The organism is Allosaccharopolyspora coralli (assembly GCF_009664835.1).
In the GTDB taxonomy this organism is placed as follows: domain Bacteria; phylum Actinomycetota; class Actinomycetes; order Mycobacteriales; family Pseudonocardiaceae; genus Allosaccharopolyspora; species Allosaccharopolyspora coralli.
In genome coordinates, this window is sequence record NZ_CP045929.1 from 4,428,529 (window position 1) to 4,445,726 (window position 17,198).

The window sequence follows — 17,198 nt, forward strand, 5'->3', positions numbered from 1 at the left end:
GCGCTCCGCCAGTCCTCCCAGCGACCCCGCAGATACGTCCACGCGCGGCTGGCAGCGTCGCGAAGTGTCTCCCGACCTGCCAAGTGATACGACCGAGCACTGAGACCTTCAGCATCGGTGAGCTCACCGGATCGGATTCGGCCGAACAACGCGGGCGGGACGAGCCCACCGGTCACTCGAGTCGCCTGCAACCCCGGCCCGCTCATTGTGCACCTCCCGCTGGTAAGTAGAGATACGCACCGAGCACGTCCACCGGCAACTGCGGCGTCACCGCCAGTCCGCTCACGCCCAGCACACCCGACGTGCGACCTCGCGCGGCTCGACGCACCCGCGCGTGCGTCTCACGCAGTTCAGCAGCAAGCTCTGTCGCGAAGCGTTCCAATTCCGGGGTGATCGCCGGCAGCTTCTCCAGCACAGCCGAGGCCATATTCCTGGCTACATCGCCCGGTGTGTTGGCGGTGGCTCCCGCAGCCAGCAGCGCATCGACCTCGTCCGGAGGCAGCCACGTCGGGGAGTTCGGCAGACCCGTATAAGCCAGTGTCCTGGCTTCCTCCGCGACGGAGACCCGCTCCCCACTTCGGGACGGCAGTGTCACGTGCAGACGGAACCGGGCGAGCAGCACGGTTGTCGGCACCGTAACGGCGTCGGTGCGGACGACGCTGCACCGGCGAGCCGGCCGATGCTCAGCGGGAAGCGCGGGATCCAATGCAGCATCAAGAACGTAGCCGGCCAGAGCGCCCACGCGCGTGTCAGTACGCCGCAGCACACTCGCATGACGGGTGGATGCCGGTAGGTCGCGGTCGAAGCGCATCGGGCTATCGGGCCGCCCCAATGCGTCTCGCAGTCCCAGCGGCAACCCGTGCGGCTCGACGGTGAAGCCAGTGTCATCATCGACCACCGCCAGCCCAAGCTCTTCACACGCTGTGCGCACGAACGCCGCAACATCCCCCGGGTCACCCATCGCGGCGCGCGCAGCCTCCAACTCTCGTCGTACCTCGGTGTCCTTGATGCTGCGCTGCGCGTAGCGAGTCCGGGAAAGCTTCTCGCGTTCGGCGGTGCTATCCCACTCCGCGTGCAAATCATCACGCTGTTGACTTGCTTCCAAGTCAAGAGTCATCTGCCCCGCATCGCGTCCGCGCATCAACAAGCCCTCCACCAATGCGGCCATGACTTGATCGGACTGGCTAGGCACCGGGACGCTCACACCGAGATCGCGGCTGATCGCCTCATGCTTGCGAAGCAAAACTTGCAAGATCAAACCGTCGATACCGTTGTCCGCGCCGTAGACAGTGGCCGCGCGGACAACCTCCGCGGTCTGGCCGAATCGGTCGACGCGGCCCTCTCGCTGTTCGTGCCGCGTCGGGTTCCAGGCCAAGTCGTAGTGCACGACAGCCTGGAAGCTCTCCTGCAGGTTCACGCCCTCCGAGAGGGCATCGGTGGCGACCAGTACAAGGTTGGGTTCCTCGGCGGACGCGAGACGTTCCACCCGAGCCTGTCGGTCCTCCGGAGCGAGTTCACCGGTGACGACGTCAACGGCGGCCCGAAGCGGCCTTCTTTCCAACTGGGTGCGCAAGTGCTCGGCGACGTAGTGCGCGGTCTGGATGAACCGGCAGAACACGATCGGCTGGAAACCATCCTTCAGCAACTGCTTGACGAGCTTCGTGACCGTGGTGAGCTTAGTGTCGTCCTCGACGGTCAGTTCGGCTACGCGATCGTGGAACTCGCGGAGCATTCGCCGGGCCCTGATGTCTTCCTGGTCCTCAGCGACCGCGCCTGCTACCAGATCGGCGTTCTCACTTGTTTCGTCTCCTGCGGGGTCCAGAACGGTGGCTTGGCCGACCTCGTCCGCCCGCTCGGCGGTGTCGGCATCGCCGGCCCGCGCGCGAGTGCGCAAGGTAGCAGCAGCTGCTCGGGGGGACGATGCCAGCGCCCGTAGTAACGACAGGGCCGACCACCAGCGCACCCGCTGTTCCAGGCGCGTGCCCGATCGATCGGAGACACGCTCCCGCACGTAGGCGAGCACATCCTCGAACAGTTCCTTGTAGGCCGGAGCGAGTGAGTAGGACACTTCCTGCGTCTTGCGGTCCCGGGGGAAACGAGTTTCTGCGCCCAGATACTCACGAATGTCGCGACGCCGTCGCTGAACCATGTGCGTAGCGAGCCGTGCCCTACCTTCGTCGGCCGAGAGGTCGGCGTTGATCAGCGACTCGTCAAGAAGACCCAGGAGGTTGCGGAAAGCCTCGTCCTTGCCGCTGTGCGGGGTCGCGGTGACCAGGACCAGGTTGCGTTCTGCATCCTTGGCAAGTTCCTGCAACAACCGGAAGCGCTGAGTGCGTCCTCGTGAACCAGCCTTTCCATCCGAGACGCTGGTGTGCGCCTCGTCGACGATGACCAAGTCCGGTGCGGAACGTACGAAGTCGTCGCGCCGACGATCGGCCTTGATGAAGTCCGTCGAGACGACCGTCACCGGAAACCGTTCGAACAGGGACTGGCCGTACTCCAACTGCCGTTCCAACCGGGTCACGGTGCCGGGCAGCACGATCTCGGCGTCGAGGTTGAACTTCTCCGCCAACTCCTTCGCCCACTGCTCGGCCAACGATGGCGGGCACAACACCGTCAGGCCGCGTGCGTCGCCCTGAGCAAGAAGTTCCGAAGCGACGAGTCCCGCCTCGACCGTCTTACCGATCCCGACGTCATCTGCGATCAGCAACCGCACCGGGTCCTGGCGCAATGCCAGCAGCAACGGAACGAGCTGAAACGGGCGCGGGTCGACGGCCAGACCGGCAAGGCTGCGGAACGGTCCGCCCGTGGAGCGGAACCCGATCCGCAGGGCGTCGCGCAATAGTCGAGCACTTCGATCATCACCGCGGTCCTCAGAGCTCGGCCATGCGAACGTGGCAGACTCGACCGGTTCGATGCCACGCAGCACCCCGGCAACGTCGGCGTCGCCACCACCCAACGGCCGCAACAACAGCAACTCGTCTGTGCTGTCCGGCAGCACGACCCACTCCCGGCCCCGGGCTTTGACCAGCGCGCCTGGTGTGAACCTCTCGGTGACGCTCACGACACTATCCGCCTTCACGCTTCGTATCCGAACACACTCGGGTTGCCGACAATCACGGTTTCGATGTCTTCATCTTCCTTCACCCGGATAACGTTCCACCCCCTTTCGAGTTGAAGCATGCTTGTGTCCGGTTGGTGACCTCCTCCCGGATCGTCCAGGACCACGGCAGTGGTGATGCCGTTGACGCGGTACACGAGATCGACCCGGCCCCGGTAGCCGGTCACCTCCACGTCCACTTTCTCGGGAGGCCTCAGGTCACGTTCGACGATCAGTCGCAACAACTGCTGGGCACGGGAGCCCGCTGCTTGATCGACGATGCCGGGGTCGGCCTTGTGATCCTGTGACGCCTCTGTGGGGACCGGCCGCACACGTGAACGAGCCAGCGTGAGCAGGTGCGGCACCGCCCGTCGCCGATCGATCAGCTCATGGACTCCCTGATTGCCGTACGACAAGAGGCATCGATAGCAACCCTTGACGCAGGCGTCTGTCCTGTCCTCACCAGTGTCTGGGTCGGCGTGGATGATGCGCAGCGACTCCCGCGCGGCCTCGGTCAACGAATCGGGTTCCGCCTGGATGCGCCGTAGCACCCCCGCTCCGCCCTCTGCGGCTTCGATGAACATGGTCCGGCCGCGCAGTCCCTGATCCGGGAGTAGCTCGGAGGTCAGTTCGGAATCTTCGAGCTGGAACACCGCCTCGATGCCGCGCTCAAGCGCGAACTGCAGGGTGGTGGATTCGACGTTCGTGGGAGAGCTGGCGCTGGGTACCTGGTCGACAGCATCATTCCAGCGAAAGACGAGAATGTTCCGACGGTCTTCCACGAACGGGACGACACGAGCCTTGGTCTTGACGTCCGCCGCCTTCGGCGAATCATCGTCCTCGCTGGTGTCGGTGTCCGTGTCGGCCTCGTTGAGCCAAGTTCCTTGCACCAGATCCAGCCAGAACCCGTGCACATCCTTGTTCTTGCGACGCTTACGACCCAGGTTGATCACCCTGAGCTCAGCTGCGTCGCCGTAGTACAGCTCAGCGACCGTCGCGTCATCGTTCTCGTCGGCCACTCTCCCCGCGAGGTAGCCGGGAGTTCGCCCTCGACGTACGAAGCGATACGAGGTCAGCATGTCGAATCCGACCCGGTTGCGTTCCTCCTCGTCGGCGCTGATCCGCTCCCGCCGACGGGTCACCACCGTCTGCATGTGCAGCATCTCCTGCAGCGCCTTGCCAAGGGGCGCGTCGCAGTGATCGCACACGTCGGCGCCCTCTTCACGAGGATGGTGATAGCCGCAAGAGGCACACACACGGGCTTGAGAGCGCACGACTTCCCCGGCGCCCGCACCGTCCCTGCCACGCGGCAAGTTGATGCGCCTGACCTCGTAACGAGCGCCCTCGTGGTAGATGAGTGCCTTCGGGCCGAACTCCGAAAGCGCCAGGAATCGCGGTCGTTGCAACCAAGTGTTGCCCCTGCCCCGCATACCGGGGATGTAGGCAGCGAGCGGCAAGCGAGGAAATGAATAGCCGGGAAGGAAACCCTCGCTGGCCAGGTAGCGGTACGGATAGAAGTCGCTCTGTCCAGAGTTGTCTGACTGGTTGAGTAGCAGCTCCATTCGCTGACGCGCCTCCCGCCACCGCTGGTCGGCGTCCTGGCGAGCCGTAGCCTTCGCTGAGGCGTCCTGCGCATGAACCGCAGCGGCGTCGAGTTCAGCTCTCACCGTGAGGTAAAGCTGGCGCCAACGGGTACACGCAGCGTCGAAAGCCACTAGCGCCTGCTCTACCGCTTCGGCGACCCACTGAGGATGCCACCACGCTTCCTGCCCGAACTGTTCGTACAGCGGCTTGAGCATGTGCTCAGCGGCCGCCAGCGCTCGCCGTTGCGCGTCCGCGTCAGACAGGTCGGCTCGAACCTCGTCAATGATCGGAAACTCGGGCAGGTCCAAGTCGAGCAGATCGGACATAGACGTGCCCAGCTTCCGCCCCGTCTCGGCGAGCCAGATCGCATGGACGTGTGAACGCACCAAGTCCTCGTTGGCCAAGTCCAATCGAGGTGGTTGCACCTTGCCCGCCACCATGAGGTCCGAACGCTCGAAGTAGTAGGTGTCGTGGCTATTACCGCTCGAGCAGTAGGTCACCACTAAAGCCGGCTGACCGGAACGTCCTGCACGACCACTGCGCTGAGCATAATTTGCAGGCGTCGGCGGCACGTTTCGCAGCCCCACCGCGTTGAGGGAGCGGATGTCGACACCGAGTTCCATCGTCGGCGAGCAGAACAACAACGGCAGCTTCGCAGAGCTGAACTCCTGCTCCCGTTCCTCTCGAGTGTCCGCGCGAACCTGCGCCGTATGCTCGGCAGCTCGGAAACCTGCAAGCTCCCTGGCAGTGTCCCGGTAGAGGTCACGGAAGTAAGGCACCACGCGAGGTTTGCGGTCTGCCCCGAATCGTTGTCGGATCGGGTTGGTCACGCCGGACTCGCCGTCACCCGGACGCAACACCATCAGCGAGACGTTCAGCCGGTAACCGGTGCGACCGAGTTCGGCGACCTCGGTCAGGTAACCCTGATCGTGCAGTACTCCGAGTAGATTTTCTATGACCTGGTCAGCATCAGTGGTCGAGAGCTTGACACCGAATCTCTCCTCCTGACGGAGCCACCTGCCGTATGCGCCACGACCGGTGAGGTGCAGTGCATTCCTGGGCGCACCTTTGCCGCCAGGCCCAGGGATCGCGATACCGATCGGCGGATCCGGCTCGCGCTCGGAGACTGACCACAACCCGACGAGCTGGTCCCTGCTCTCACGACGAAGGCGGTCGACAAAGTCCGGGGTCAGCACCTCCGACTCCAGAGCGAGAACGCGCCGCATCTCGTCGAAGAGGACTTTAATGATCTCCTTGCGCACTCGCGGAGCCGCAGCACCAAGGTGTGGATCGACCTTGGACCAGAGCGCGTCCATGGCGGCCAGCTCATCGAGTCCCTCGTATTCGATCAGCAGCAACCCCGTTTGCTCCAGGTTCGGCAGCGTGACCCGCCATCCGTACTGCAAGTCTCGCATCGCCCGGTACTCCACGACGTTGCGCAGAGCCCGTTCGGCGCGAGAACGCAGTGGGATGCTGTTCGGAGACATCGCGTAGTCGTCGGCGTCCAGGCCAAGCGCCTTAGTGACTGCAGGCGCCAGATCGAGCGTGCTCAAGGAGGTCGCTTCAGTCGCAGCCCGGTACATCGCGGCCCTCAATTGCACGACCAACGCAAAGTCATTGAAGTGACCAGCTTGCAAACTGGCGTCCTGCCGGTTGTCTACGAACGTCAGAAGCTTTTTCGCGTCGTCGGCGAACTCTGGGTCGGTGACACTATGTAAGGAGCGCAACACGCTGGAGGCGATGATGCTCATGGCGCTGCTCCGGCCCTCTTTGTCTAACGTGACGAGCTTCGCGAGTTCGCTGCTGCGTGCAGCCTCGTAAGCGACACCACAGGTCAAACAGAATCGGAAACTCCCCGGGATCCAAGCCGCCACCGTCGTCCCCGGGTCGTCCGGCGTCGCAGCAGTACCGTCAGGCAGCAGCCACTTGCGACGAGGAACATCTCCCTGCCGGGCCTTGATGACCTGAGTCCCGCCCGGAAAGCGCTCCAACCAGCTGAATGGAAGTCTGTCCTCAGCGATGGGGTCCTGCGGCCAGGGATTCTCGGAGGAAATGTACAGGTAGCCGTCATGCTCGTCGGATGGCCGCAAGCCGTGTCGCGCCTTGAACATCTCTTCCGCAGAGCCAGCTCGTTCCCGCGTGACCATCAGATAGTCCTGACCACACTCACGGCAAAACGCAAGCGGATAGAGGCGTCGCTCTCCAGGCAATTCAACCTGGAAGTCACTCTCGATCGACCGGCTCTCTACCGACTCGAGCGTGGCATACACCGACCCGCCCTTAGAGAGGAATTGATGCAGCCGGAAAGCGAACAACGGGCGGTTGTTGTTGGGATCACGCACCCTTGAACCGGCGAGGAGGGTGGCGCGGATCGCGTTGCCACAACTCTCGGCGTCGATCCCGGTGATCTCGCTAAGGTTCGCCGCCGCAAGCTCCACGGTGTTCGGATTACGCCGGACCAACGCACGCGTGTGCGGTTCCTCGGCAAGACCGAACGTATTCTCGATCCACGTGACGAGCGGATCTCCGCGAAGAGTATCGAAGTCCGCGTGCAAAGCGCTGTCGTCCGACTCCGCATCGCCTCGGGCGCGGACACGTTCCGCAAGTTGAGCGGAGTCAGTCACGTGCTCGATAGACGTCCGACTCAACGTCTCGCCGATGACCGCATCGGGTCGAACAGTTACACCGAAGATCTTGGAGGCAACTTCGGCTACCGCCACCCGCTGCTCAGCCCTAGTCTCACCGGTCGCCATAGTCGCTGACGTGCCCACGCACTGCAGAGTGTTCGCGGCTTGGCAAGCATCCCGGGTCCGGCGCACGAGCATCGCTACGTCGGCGCCTTGTCGACCCCGGTAGGTGTGCAGCTCGTCGAGCACCAGGAACCGCAGCCCTCGGGCCTGTTGGATGAGCTGTCGACGCTCCTCCGGCCTGGTCAGGATCAGTTCCAGCATCACGTAGTTCGTCAGCAGGATGTCCGGAGGGTTCTGCAGAATTCGCCTGCGTGCTTCGTCGTCCTCTTGACCGGTGTAACGCCCGAAAGTGACGGGTTGGCTCCCGTCGGGATAACCGGCAACCAGGAACTTGGCAAGTTCTTCCATCTGGCTGTTCGCCAGGGCGTTCATCGGGTACACGACAATCGCTTGAATGCCGCGCCCGCTGCCTTCCCTCAGCACGCGGTCGACGATCGGCACGATGTAGCTCAGCGACTTCCCCGATCCGGTTCCAGTAGTCAACACGTAAGACTCACCGGTGGCCGCAGTTTCGATCGCTTCACTCTGATGTTGATGCAGGACGAGCGGATGCCCACCTTCTCCGGTAGGAGGCTTGCCCACCCGGAAGATTCGCTCGCATTCGGGATGCAACTGGCCAGCCGAGACGAGATCACCTACTCCTCCACCCCTTGCGAACGAGGGGTTGAGAGCCAGCCACGGGGGCGGCCACTGCGCACCGCGAGAGAGCTGCCGCTGCACATGTCCACGGACCCGCTCGTCGCGGATCTCAACGAAACCTTCGCTGAAAGAGCGGTAGTCGCGGATCAGCTGCTCATGTACTCGGAACGCGTCCAAGACGGCCCTCACTCACTCTGACGTTAACCCGAATCTACTACCCTAAGTGACATCTCGACTACGGTCATAACCGCAGATGATCGAGTTTGCAACTACCCCGTCCCACCTCGTGCCCAGTGGAAGAGGCCAGCACTGTCGGTGCACGACAAGGCGGTCGGACGGGCTAACCCTCACCGGGGCAAAGTCGGCCACCGAACGGTCACGACGACCGAGTCTTCCTCCGCTTCCCATGCGTGCTCGACGCCCGGTCCCCACACCAGATAGTCGCCCTGCCGCTGAAGCAGGGCGCTGTCGTCGGTGAGATGCACGTGGAACTTGCCGTGGATGAGGAGGACCAACGTGGTGCGCTCGTTGTCCGGTGCCCACTCCGGGCGCGTCTCGCCTGCCGGGTGAGTACCCCACTTAACTTCGACATCCTTGGAGTGGCGTACGCCTTCGCTGGGGTCGATGAAGTGGCCGAGGATCCAGCCGCGGCGCTCACTGCCGTCGTCCGCCGCGTTACCGGTGTACCACTGGTCGGTCATTGCTGGATCTCCCATTCGATCGCCGGGGCGTCTACGCGAGGGCTGTCCAGCTCGGACAGCCGACGAAGTCCTTGCAGGAAGGCGAACAGACCCTCGTTGCTCCATGCCACATCGGCGCACAGCTCCGCGAGCAGCACGCGGTCCATGCTGGAGTACTGCTGAAGCTTGCTTGATTCCCAGTTGGCCTCCACCTGGCCGCCGAACCGCTGCCAGAACTCCTCGTCATGGATGACGATCAAACTGGCGAACTCATAGTTCCCGCTGACGAGGTTCAGGCCGAGACCGGTGCACTCCATGAGCCATTGACGGTCGCTGTCGTTCTCGGTCAGCCACCGCATGGGCTCGGAAAGCCTGCTCAGATGCATCGGGTCGGCGCTGCGTTGAGGGGAGATGGTGTTGTCCACGTCCTCGCGCCCGAACAGCTCTTCCTCCATCTCTCGCTGGAGCGTGGCGCTGAGCTGCGTGTCCTCGCGTTGATCGATGAGCGGTTCATGGAACGACTTCGGGATCGGAGCGAGGCGCCGGGATGCGTTCAAGACGTGCCCACCGCGTTCCTGGACAAGTAGGACGTAGTCAGCGGGACGACGACCTCGCCCAGGGCGCGCGATCGCGCACAACGCGAGAGGACCGCCAGCACACAGACGCTGCCGGGTGTCGAGGACGGCCGCAGCGTCCGGCAGATAGTGGTCCCGTAGCGGGAGCTGACCTGGCAGCGTTGAACGATCCTCAGCGATCGCGTCAACCATCTCCCCTTCGAGGAGATCCATCGTAAGCGCGTACTGCACGAACTCGGTCATCCCAAACGAGCCGCCGAGCTTGCCGGAGCCGACATCGGCGTCGAGTAGACGATACAGCGGGGCGTTGACCAGTCGGGTGTCTTCTTCCAGAGTCTCGGCGATCCGTTGAACCGCCTGCTCGGTCGTGAACTCGTCCAACCCGTGTCCGTATGCGGCCGGCGTGCGCTCCAAGGCGAACTGGTCGTGGTCGGGTGTGAGCGGGCACCGCAGGTCCAGCCAGTCCGGACTGGTGAAGACGCTCGTCACGGCACGTCGAGCGTCTTCGATGCCTGCCGTGTAAGTGCCCCACCCTGTCCGGCCATCTCTGTAGTAGGTGGCCAGAGCCTCGGCAAGCTGGTGTTGGTCGACGCGGTTGCGGCGGAATCGCCGATCGCGCAGAGAGTGCGGTTCCAGCGCAGAGAGACGGTCGAGCACTTGGTTGCGAGCGGTTCCGCTTGCCCAGCCAGCTTCCCGCTCAACCCAGTCGAGGGCTGCCCCGATGTTGGGATCAGCCGTGATCCGCCGCTCGGCTTCTGCCGTATCGCGTTTGCGGTGCCCTTCGGACGCTTCGGGATGCGATGCCTCGTCCGTGGTCTCCACGAGCAGTGAGAAGCGTGCCTTGACTTGATCTGGCGCTTGGTACAGCAAGGTATCGAGCGCCTGTTGAAGCTCGCTGCCCGGCTGAGATTCCGGGTTTGCGTTCCACTTCGCAACGGTGCGCACCGCTGTCCCGAGTCGGTCCGCGAAGGCTTCGTTCGTCAGTCGCTGTGCCCGCTGGAGGGCGCTGGCGCGCTCACCCGTCCAGACATCGACAACGTCCACTTCGCCGCGCTCCCCTCAGTCGAGTGCATCGTGGGTGCACTGCTGGTGCATCGCTGGTTCATCAGATTTGCCCAGGTCACAGGGTTGAATTCTTGGTGTCAGTCGAAAGCAGACACCAGGAGGAACACCGTGAGCCACCCGCTCCCGCACTCAGCGGCCGGCTTCGGACTGAGATTGCTCGACAGCCTCGACCCGCATCCGAAGTTCGCGCACCTCGTCGCGGATCGCCTGCAGCTCGGATGTCTCGTCACTCGGGGCTACATCGTCCGGTTTGGCGCTGACGAACGTTCCACGGCCGCTCACCGAGGTAAGAACCCCTTCGTGCTGGAGCTTCTTCACCGCGACGTGCACGGTCAGCTCGGCCACACCGTAGTCCTCCGCAAGCGAGCGCAGGGACGGAAGCTTCGCCCCTACCTGCACCTCACCGGCCGTGATCTGGCGTCGTAGGTCTTCCTCGATCTGTGCGCTGAGTGGCTGAGCGCCCTGCTGATTGATCGGCACGACGCCAGCTTAACCCCTTCCACTCCAGGCGCACTAGTGCGCCACAAACGGCCCTTGACACGAGCACACTAATGCGCCTTAATGTGCATTAACCGCACGACAGGAGTCAGCAATGCGTAAGCCTTCCGAGTCCGCCAACACCTTTACTGAGCAGCCCCTGGAGGCCGAGCGGGCTGCGCTGGCGACGGACTATCTCGCGGTGAAGCTCGAACTGAACGTCATCGATGCCGAGAGCGCGGTGCTGGCATCGGAAGCCGTGGGGGTCACGGATGTCTTTGCGATGCGGCGGTTGGACCGTGCCCGTCGCGAGTTGCACAAGCTGCTGGCTGAACGGCAGTGGGCCCGCGCGCTGTCCAACGGTCCCGGTCCTCTGCGGGAAGTCGAGATAGACGATCCGTCGTCGGCTGCGTGAGTCGCCGAGAAGTCCGAGGAAAGCGGAGGAGTCATGGCTAAGGATTTTGTTCACGATGCTCGTCGGAGCTGGTGGAACGGAGATGTCACCACCCGGTGCGGAATGAGGTTTCCCGGCGGCACGGGGGACTGGGAGCACGTCTTCCTCGGCTCGGTCACGTGCCGCGAGTGCAAGAACGCCCGCAAGCGGAGTCGTTGAACCGCAATCGAGACCTGTGGTGGTCTCTGTCTGTCCTGATTGGAGTTTCGCTGTGGTGACCTACAACGTCCTCGTCGGATTAATCGTCGTGATCCTGATCCTGGCGCGCAAGCGGATGGATTGGACCCAGCTCATCGGTGGGATGGCCTTGGCGTTCCTGCTGTTGCCGACCGTGGTCGGTGACCCGATGGCTGAGGTGACGCAGACGTTCGCGTCCGCGATCACTACCGCCGCCAACGGTGTGCTGGCTGATGTGGGGATCAGTTGAGCCCCCGCAGGTCCCGGCCCGGCAGTCATTCCGCCAAGAACTCCCTGCCGGACCGGGCTCCCCACCACCAGCTGAGCAGCAAGGAGACCCTCAGCATGACGACCCCACCGCCTGAGGGCCACACGCGGGTGCGCCGGTATCCGGTGGCCACCGTCGACGACGATCCGCGGTTCACGCTCGGCCTGGTCCTGGACGTGGCCGAGGTGCTGGAACGGCACGGCTATCCCGCGTTTCGCGGTCCGTGCGCCGTCGGCACCGCCGACCTGGTGGACCTGCAGCAAACCCTGTTCGCGTTCCTCTACACCGGTGGGGGTGGGCAGGCATGAGTGCTCCTGCCACGACCCGCAGCGCCTACCCAGCCCAGGTCCAGGACTTGGTGCCGCAGGCCCGCGAGCTGGCCGAGGTGCTGGGCCGGGTTCCGTCGCGGAACCGGTTGATGAGCGAGTTCCGCATCGGCGCCCGCAAGGCCACCACCCTGCGGGCACACCTCACCGACCACCCCACCGGACCCAGCGAGACGGGTCCGACAGGCTCGGTCCGGCCGTACGCGGTGCCCGAGCCCAGCGGGACCGGGGTGGGATCGGCACCGGTCGATCCATCCACGGAACCGCTGCCGGTAATCGCTCCACCGGAACCGGCCGACTCCGCCAACGGAGCGGACCAGAACCCGGTGTCACAGGCGGGTACCGGCAAGGGTGTGCCGGCTGCGCCCGAGCCGGTGAGCACGCCTGCGAACCCAGACACGACCTCCGGCACGGAACCAGCAATGACCGTGCCGCCGGCGGGTCGGGTTCCGGCGGCGTGGCCGGTGTTGTTGTTGGCGCTTCCGGCGTTTGTGGCGATCTGGTCCGGCTGGGTCGGACTGGGCTCGCTGACCGGATTCGGCATCGTGCACCCCTTGCCCGGGATCTGGGACTCGCTGCAGATCAATACGGCGATCACGTTGCCGATCGGGGTGGAGACCTACGCCGCCTACGCCCTGCGCGTGTGGCTCTCCGGCGCGGTCCCACTCAGGGCACGCGCTTTTGCGAAGTGGTCCGCGCTCGGCTCCCTCGCGCTCGGCGCACTCGGCCAGATCGCCTACCACCTGATGACCGCCGCCGGTATCACCGCCGCTCCGTGGTGGATCACCACCGCCGTGTCCTGCCTGCCCGTCGCCGTGCTGGGCATGGGCGCCGCACTCACCCACCTCCTACGAACCCCGGCCGAAAGCGAGGCCCACTGATGACCGAGAACCACAACCACACCCCCGACCACGACGACAACCGCGACGACGTGCGTTCCGAGACGGGCGAGGACGCTCGTGTCTACAACTTCCCCGCCAAGTCCACAGAACGGTCCGACGAATCTGCCCGTGACGAACACCCCGCCCCTGGCGAGGTGGAGTCGGCTCCGGAGGTCGTCGAGGGCGAGATCGTCGACGAGGACGAGCCCGACACCTCAACGCAGGTGGATCAGCCCGACACCAGCGCGGGTCTGTCGTTCTGGGAGCGGTTGAACCGCGCGGAGCGGCGGGCGATCCTGCCGACCTGGCTGTCCTCAAAGGACCAGATCCGGGAGGCCGCGAAGTGGGCGGGTGGGCACTACACCCACGCGGCCGGGTATCACGCCGCCCGCAGCCCGCTCTATGCAGCGAAACTCGCGGGCCAAGCGCCTCGGGGCACCGGGCGTCTGGTGAGTGGTGCGGCGCGGTGGGTATTCGACGCCGAAGGCCAACCGCTGCGCTCGGCGGCCGCACGCCGCGAAGACGCGGCCGAGTACCTGCGGCTGACCACCCAGCGCGACCACCGCGTGCGCACCCGCCTCGCCCTGACCGCTCCCGTCCTGCTGGTCGGTCTGCCGCTGGTGGTTGTCGTCGTGCCCGGGTTGCCGACGTTGCTGTCCTGGACCCTGCTGGTCGGGCTCGTGTTGGCCCTCGGCGTGGCCGGAGGCCACAAGGACCGGCCCGTCACGGGTCGGGCCGTGGTGTCGACGCAGGTGGCGAAGCTGACCAGCGACATCGTCGAACGCGCCCTCGCCTCACTGGGCATCGCCGAAATCAACAAAGTGATGGGTGCCCGCGGTTCCGGGATCGCGTTCCCGAAACCCATCACCCGCGACGGGCCCGGGTGGCGGGCCGACATCGACCTGCCCCACGGCGTGACCGTTCCGGACATCGTCGAACGCCGCGAGAAACTCGCCTCCGGGCTGCGTCGCCCACTTGGCTGTGTGTGGCCGGAGTCCGACGGCACCGAACACGCCGGCAGGTTGGTGTTGTGGGTCGGGGATCAGGACATGGCCAAGGCCACCCAACCCGCCTGGCCCCTACTCAGGAAGGGCACGGCCGATCTGTTTCAGCCGGTGCCGTTCGGCACCGACCAACGCGGCAGGCCCGTCGCGATCACCCTGATGTTCAACAACCTGCTCATCGGCGCCATGCCCCGCGTGGGCAAGACGTTCGCGCTGCGGGTGCTGCTGCTGGCCGTGGCCCTCGACGTGCGCGCCGAGATGCGCGTGTTCGAGCTCAAGGGCACCGGCGACCTCGAATCGTTGGGGAAGGTGGCGCATCACTACGCCTCGGGCCCGGATGACGGCACCGTGGAGGCCACCCTCGACAGCCTCCGCGAGGTCTACAAGGACCTGGAGGCCCGGGCCGGGACGATCACCCGCCTGGCGCGAGAGAACAAGGCCCTCGTCCCGGAGAACAAGGTCACCCCCGAGGTCGCCGGACGCCGCGACCTCGGCCTACACCCCCTCGTCATCGCGGTCGACGAATGCCAGGAACTGTTCTCCCACCCGGAGTTCGGCAAGGAAGCCGGAGAGCTGGCCACGGCCATCATCAAACGCGGCCCCGCGATGGGCGTGATCTTGATCCTGGCCACGCAGCGGCCGGACAAGGACAGCCTGCCCACCGGCGTGAGCGCCAACGTCGGCATCCGGTTCTGCCTGCGCGTGATGGGCCAGGTCGAAAACGACATGGTGCTGGGCACCTCGATGTATCGCAACGGCGTCCGCGCCTCCACATTCACCGCCAAGGACAAGGGAATCGGCTACCTCGTCGGCAACGCCGACGACCCCCAACTCGCCCGCTCCGCCTACGTCGACAACCCCGCCGCCGACACCATCACCGACCGCGCCCGCACCTCCCGGCACACCGCCGGAACCCTCTCCGGCCACGCACTCGGCCACGACACCACCCGCCACCGCACCGCCGACACCCTGCCCGAAGACCTCCTGTCCCTGCTCAGCCCGGACGAGGACAAGATCTGGACCGAAACCGCCGCCACCCGGCTGGCCGCGACCTGGCCCGAGACCTACGGCACCTACACCGCCGACCAGTTGACCACCGCGCTCAAACCCCACGGGCTCAAAACCAACCGGCAAGTCTGGGGCACCGACCAAGCCGGCGAGGGCCGCAACCGGCGCGGATTCCACCGCACCGACCTCACCACGATCGTCACCGAACGTAACCGAAAGCAGGACGCCGGCTAGGCCCAGCAACCCCGCTAGACCTAGCAACCCCACCCGCTAGACCTAGCGACCCCGCTAGCACCCCAACACCACAACTGCCCAGCACCCTAGCCACTAGCGGTGCGCAGGGAGAACCGTGCCCACACCCCGCACAGGAGGCCCATGACCCCCACACATGAGCTGCTAGCGATCCTCATCCCCGCCGCCCTCATGCTCACGCTCGGTTACTTCCTCACCTGCGTGATCTGGCCCTTCAAGCCGTGTCGCCACTGCTCCGGCACTGGCAAACGCCACGCCCGCATCGTCACCGCCTTCCGCCTCTGCACCCGCTGCCACGGCACCGGACGCCGCATCCGACTCGGACGCCACGCCTACAACCGCACCAGCCACCACCGCCGCCGCACCCAGAACCGGAGGTGACTCCTCATGGCTAAGCCGATGCACATCACCCCCGACACCTGCCGCGCCGAGACCGCCGCCCAAGGCCTCAACAGCATCCGCGCGCTCTGCGGCACGAAGCTCAAGCCCGGCGAAGGCGCCAAGCCCAACGCTCCTCTCTGCGGCCGCTGCTACCGCAAGGCCGGATGGAGCTACGACAAGCGCCACTGGTGAACCCACTGAATCCACCCCAGTAAGCAGGCCCCGCCCGCACACCTACCACCAGCGGCGGGCGGGGCCCCTACCCCGCTTGGAGGCACCACCATGCTCGCAGAACTCCCCTTGATCCTGGGCACCGCCAGTTGGGCGGCCGCGACCACCACCGCCGCACTCGTCTTCCGGCGCAGGCTGCACACCGACCCGCTGACCGGGCTCGGCAACCGCACCGCCCTACACCGCCTCGCCCGCCGCGAGCGGTTCACCCGCAGCCTCGTCGGGCTGTGCATGGTCGACCTCGACGGGTTCAAAGCCATCAACGACACCCACGGCCACGACTTCGGCAACAAGGTCCTGGCCGCCGTCGCCACCCAACTCGCCACCGCCACCCAACCCGGCGAACACGCCGTGCGGCTGCACGGGGACGAGTTCGCCGTCTGGCTCGGACCCGTGCCCACCAGCGGCGCCGCCGAAGCCCGTGCCGAGCAGATCACCGCTGCACTGGCCGAGCCGATATGGGTCGACGGGCACCGCCTGACCGCCCTCGGCAGCGTCGGCCTGGCCATCGCCCCCGCAGCCACCCCACTGACCGAGCTGCTCGGGCACGCCGACGCGCACATGTACGAGATCAAAGCCAACCGGCGCCTGACCGTCCTGCCCACCCACTCCGACCGCACCCGCGACCAACACGGAGGCACCGCAGCATGAACCCCACCCACCCGACCCCATCCGGCCCAGTCACCCTCGATGCCGAGGTTTCGTTCCTCGGTTGCCTCATGCGGTGCGATGCCCCCACCGCACTGCGGCTGCTGGCCGGGATGGAACCCGACGACGCCACCACCCCGATCGCTGGGGAAGTCCTCGCGATGGCCATCCGCCTCACCGCCCAGGGCATCGCACCGGACCCAGCCGTACTGCTGGCCGAAGCACGGCGCACCGGGCGTCTCGACACCGTCCACAAATACCAGCTGCTCACCGACTGGCTCATCGACACCTACCGCGCCGCACCCGACCCCGTCACCGGCCCGTACCTCAAAACGGCGATGCTCGAAGCCGCCTACCGCCACGCCCTACGCGAGCACGCCCACTGCATCCTCGCTCGTATCGAGCACGCCGGAGTGTCCGAACTGGACGAACTCGCCACTCTCGACGACCGCACCATCGACCTCGAACACCGCCACCGGCAGTCCCTCGACGCCGACTCCATCCGCCCCATCGCACCAACGGTTCCCTCCCGTTGCGGGAGAGGCGAACTCAGCGGGATCACAGAACGCCTCTCCGGCGACGACTCGGCGCCGGAAGCCACAAACGGGGACACCACCGGTCGACGGGCACAACGCCACTCAGCCCGCGCAGAACGTCAGCGAGGGGAGGCCGCGTGAGCACACCCCAACCCCAGACTG

Annotated in this window: 14 protein-coding genes; 9 read left to right on the plus strand and 5 right to left on the minus strand. The window is 65.5% G+C overall.

The window, feature by feature from the left end; all coding sequences use genetic code 11:
* Positions 1 to 202: 202 nt before the first annotated feature.
* The 5 genes from GIY23_RS20605 to GIY23_RS20625 all read right to left on the minus strand — a co-directional run bounded on the left by GIY23_RS20605 (position 203) and on the right by GIY23_RS20625 (position 10,873).
* Entirely contained in the window at positions 203 to 3,082 is a 2,880-nt protein-coding gene (locus tag GIY23_RS20605) for a helicase-related protein (protein WP_323845613.1), read from the minus strand.
* Positions 3,079 to 8,016: a DEAD/DEAH box helicase gene (locus tag GIY23_RS20610; protein ID WP_222850191.1), complete on the minus strand. Its 4,938-nt coding sequence runs from the start codon at positions 8,014 to 8,016 to the stop codon at positions 3,079 to 3,081. Before GIY23_RS20610 ends, GIY23_RS20605 begins: the two co-directional genes overlap by 4 nt.
* 404 nt (positions 8,017 to 8,420) lie before the next feature.
* Entirely contained in the window at positions 8,421 to 8,774 is a 354-nt protein-coding gene (locus GIY23_RS20615; RefSeq protein ID WP_154078172.1) for a signal peptidase I, read from the minus strand.
* Positions 8,771 to 10,372 carry a transcriptional regulator gene (locus tag GIY23_RS20620; protein ID WP_154078173.1) on the minus strand — a complete coding sequence of 534 codons (1,602 nt, stop codon included), beginning with the start codon at positions 10,370 to 10,372 and terminating at the stop codon, positions 8,771 to 8,773. The genes GIY23_RS20615 and GIY23_RS20620 overlap by 4 nt, the downstream gene beginning before the upstream one ends.
* Before the next feature lie 150 nt (positions 10,373 to 10,522).
* Entirely contained in the window at positions 10,523 to 10,873 is a 351-nt protein-coding gene (locus GIY23_RS20625) for a GntR family transcriptional regulator (RefSeq protein WP_154078174.1), read from the minus strand.
* Between the two features lie 112 nt (positions 10,874 to 10,985).
* Here GIY23_RS20625 and GIY23_RS20630 point away from each other — a divergent pair, with 112 nt between their 5' ends.
* The 9 genes from GIY23_RS20630 to GIY23_RS20670 all read left to right on the plus strand — a co-directional run bounded on the left by GIY23_RS20630 (position 10,986) and on the right by GIY23_RS20670 (position 17,177).
* Positions 10,986 to 11,285: a hypothetical protein gene (locus GIY23_RS20630; RefSeq protein WP_154078175.1), complete on the plus strand. Its 300-nt coding sequence runs from the start codon at positions 10,986 to 10,988 to the stop codon at positions 11,283 to 11,285.
* 250 nt (positions 11,286 to 11,535) lie between these two features.
* Positions 11,536 to 11,751, plus strand: coding sequence for a hypothetical protein (locus GIY23_RS20635; protein WP_154078176.1), 216 nt, complete (start codon positions 11,536 to 11,538; stop codon positions 11,749 to 11,751).
* A 95-nt stretch (positions 11,752 to 11,846) separates the two neighbouring features.
* Positions 11,847 to 12,077 (plus strand): hypothetical protein, encoded by a 231-nt coding sequence (locus tag GIY23_RS20640; RefSeq protein WP_187351951.1) that lies wholly within the window; start codon positions 11,847 to 11,849, stop codon positions 12,075 to 12,077.
* Complete coding sequence (locus GIY23_RS20645) at positions 12,074 to 12,976, plus strand: ABC transporter permease (protein WP_154078177.1); 903 nt, start codon at positions 12,074 to 12,076, stop codon at positions 12,974 to 12,976. Before GIY23_RS20640 ends, GIY23_RS20645 begins: the two co-directional genes overlap by 4 nt.
* The gene (locus GIY23_RS20650; protein WP_154078178.1) at positions 12,976 to 15,222 is read left to right on the plus strand and encodes an FtsK/SpoIIIE domain-containing protein; all 2,247 of its coding nucleotides are present in this window, start codon (positions 12,976 to 12,978) and stop codon (positions 15,220 to 15,222) included. The genes GIY23_RS20645 and GIY23_RS20650 overlap by 1 nt, the downstream gene beginning before the upstream one ends.
* Positions 15,223 to 15,363: 141 nt before the next feature.
* Positions 15,364 to 15,621: a hypothetical protein gene (locus GIY23_RS20655; protein WP_154078179.1), complete on the plus strand. Its 258-nt coding sequence runs from the start codon at positions 15,364 to 15,366 to the stop codon at positions 15,619 to 15,621.
* A 6-nt stretch (positions 15,622 to 15,627) separates the two neighbouring features.
* Positions 15,628 to 15,813 carry a hypothetical protein gene (locus GIY23_RS20660; protein ID WP_154078180.1) on the plus strand — a complete coding sequence of 62 codons (186 nt, stop codon included), beginning with the start codon at positions 15,628 to 15,630 and terminating at the stop codon, positions 15,811 to 15,813.
* Between the two features lie 90 nt (positions 15,814 to 15,903).
* Positions 15,904 to 16,503 (plus strand): GGDEF domain-containing protein, encoded by a 600-nt coding sequence (locus tag GIY23_RS20665; RefSeq protein ID WP_154078181.1) that lies wholly within the window; start codon positions 15,904 to 15,906, stop codon positions 16,501 to 16,503.
* Entirely contained in the window at positions 16,500 to 17,177 is a 678-nt protein-coding gene (locus GIY23_RS20670; protein WP_154078182.1) for a hypothetical protein, read from the plus strand. Before GIY23_RS20665 ends, GIY23_RS20670 begins: the two co-directional genes overlap by 4 nt.
* Positions 17,178 to 17,198: the final 21 nt, after the last annotated feature.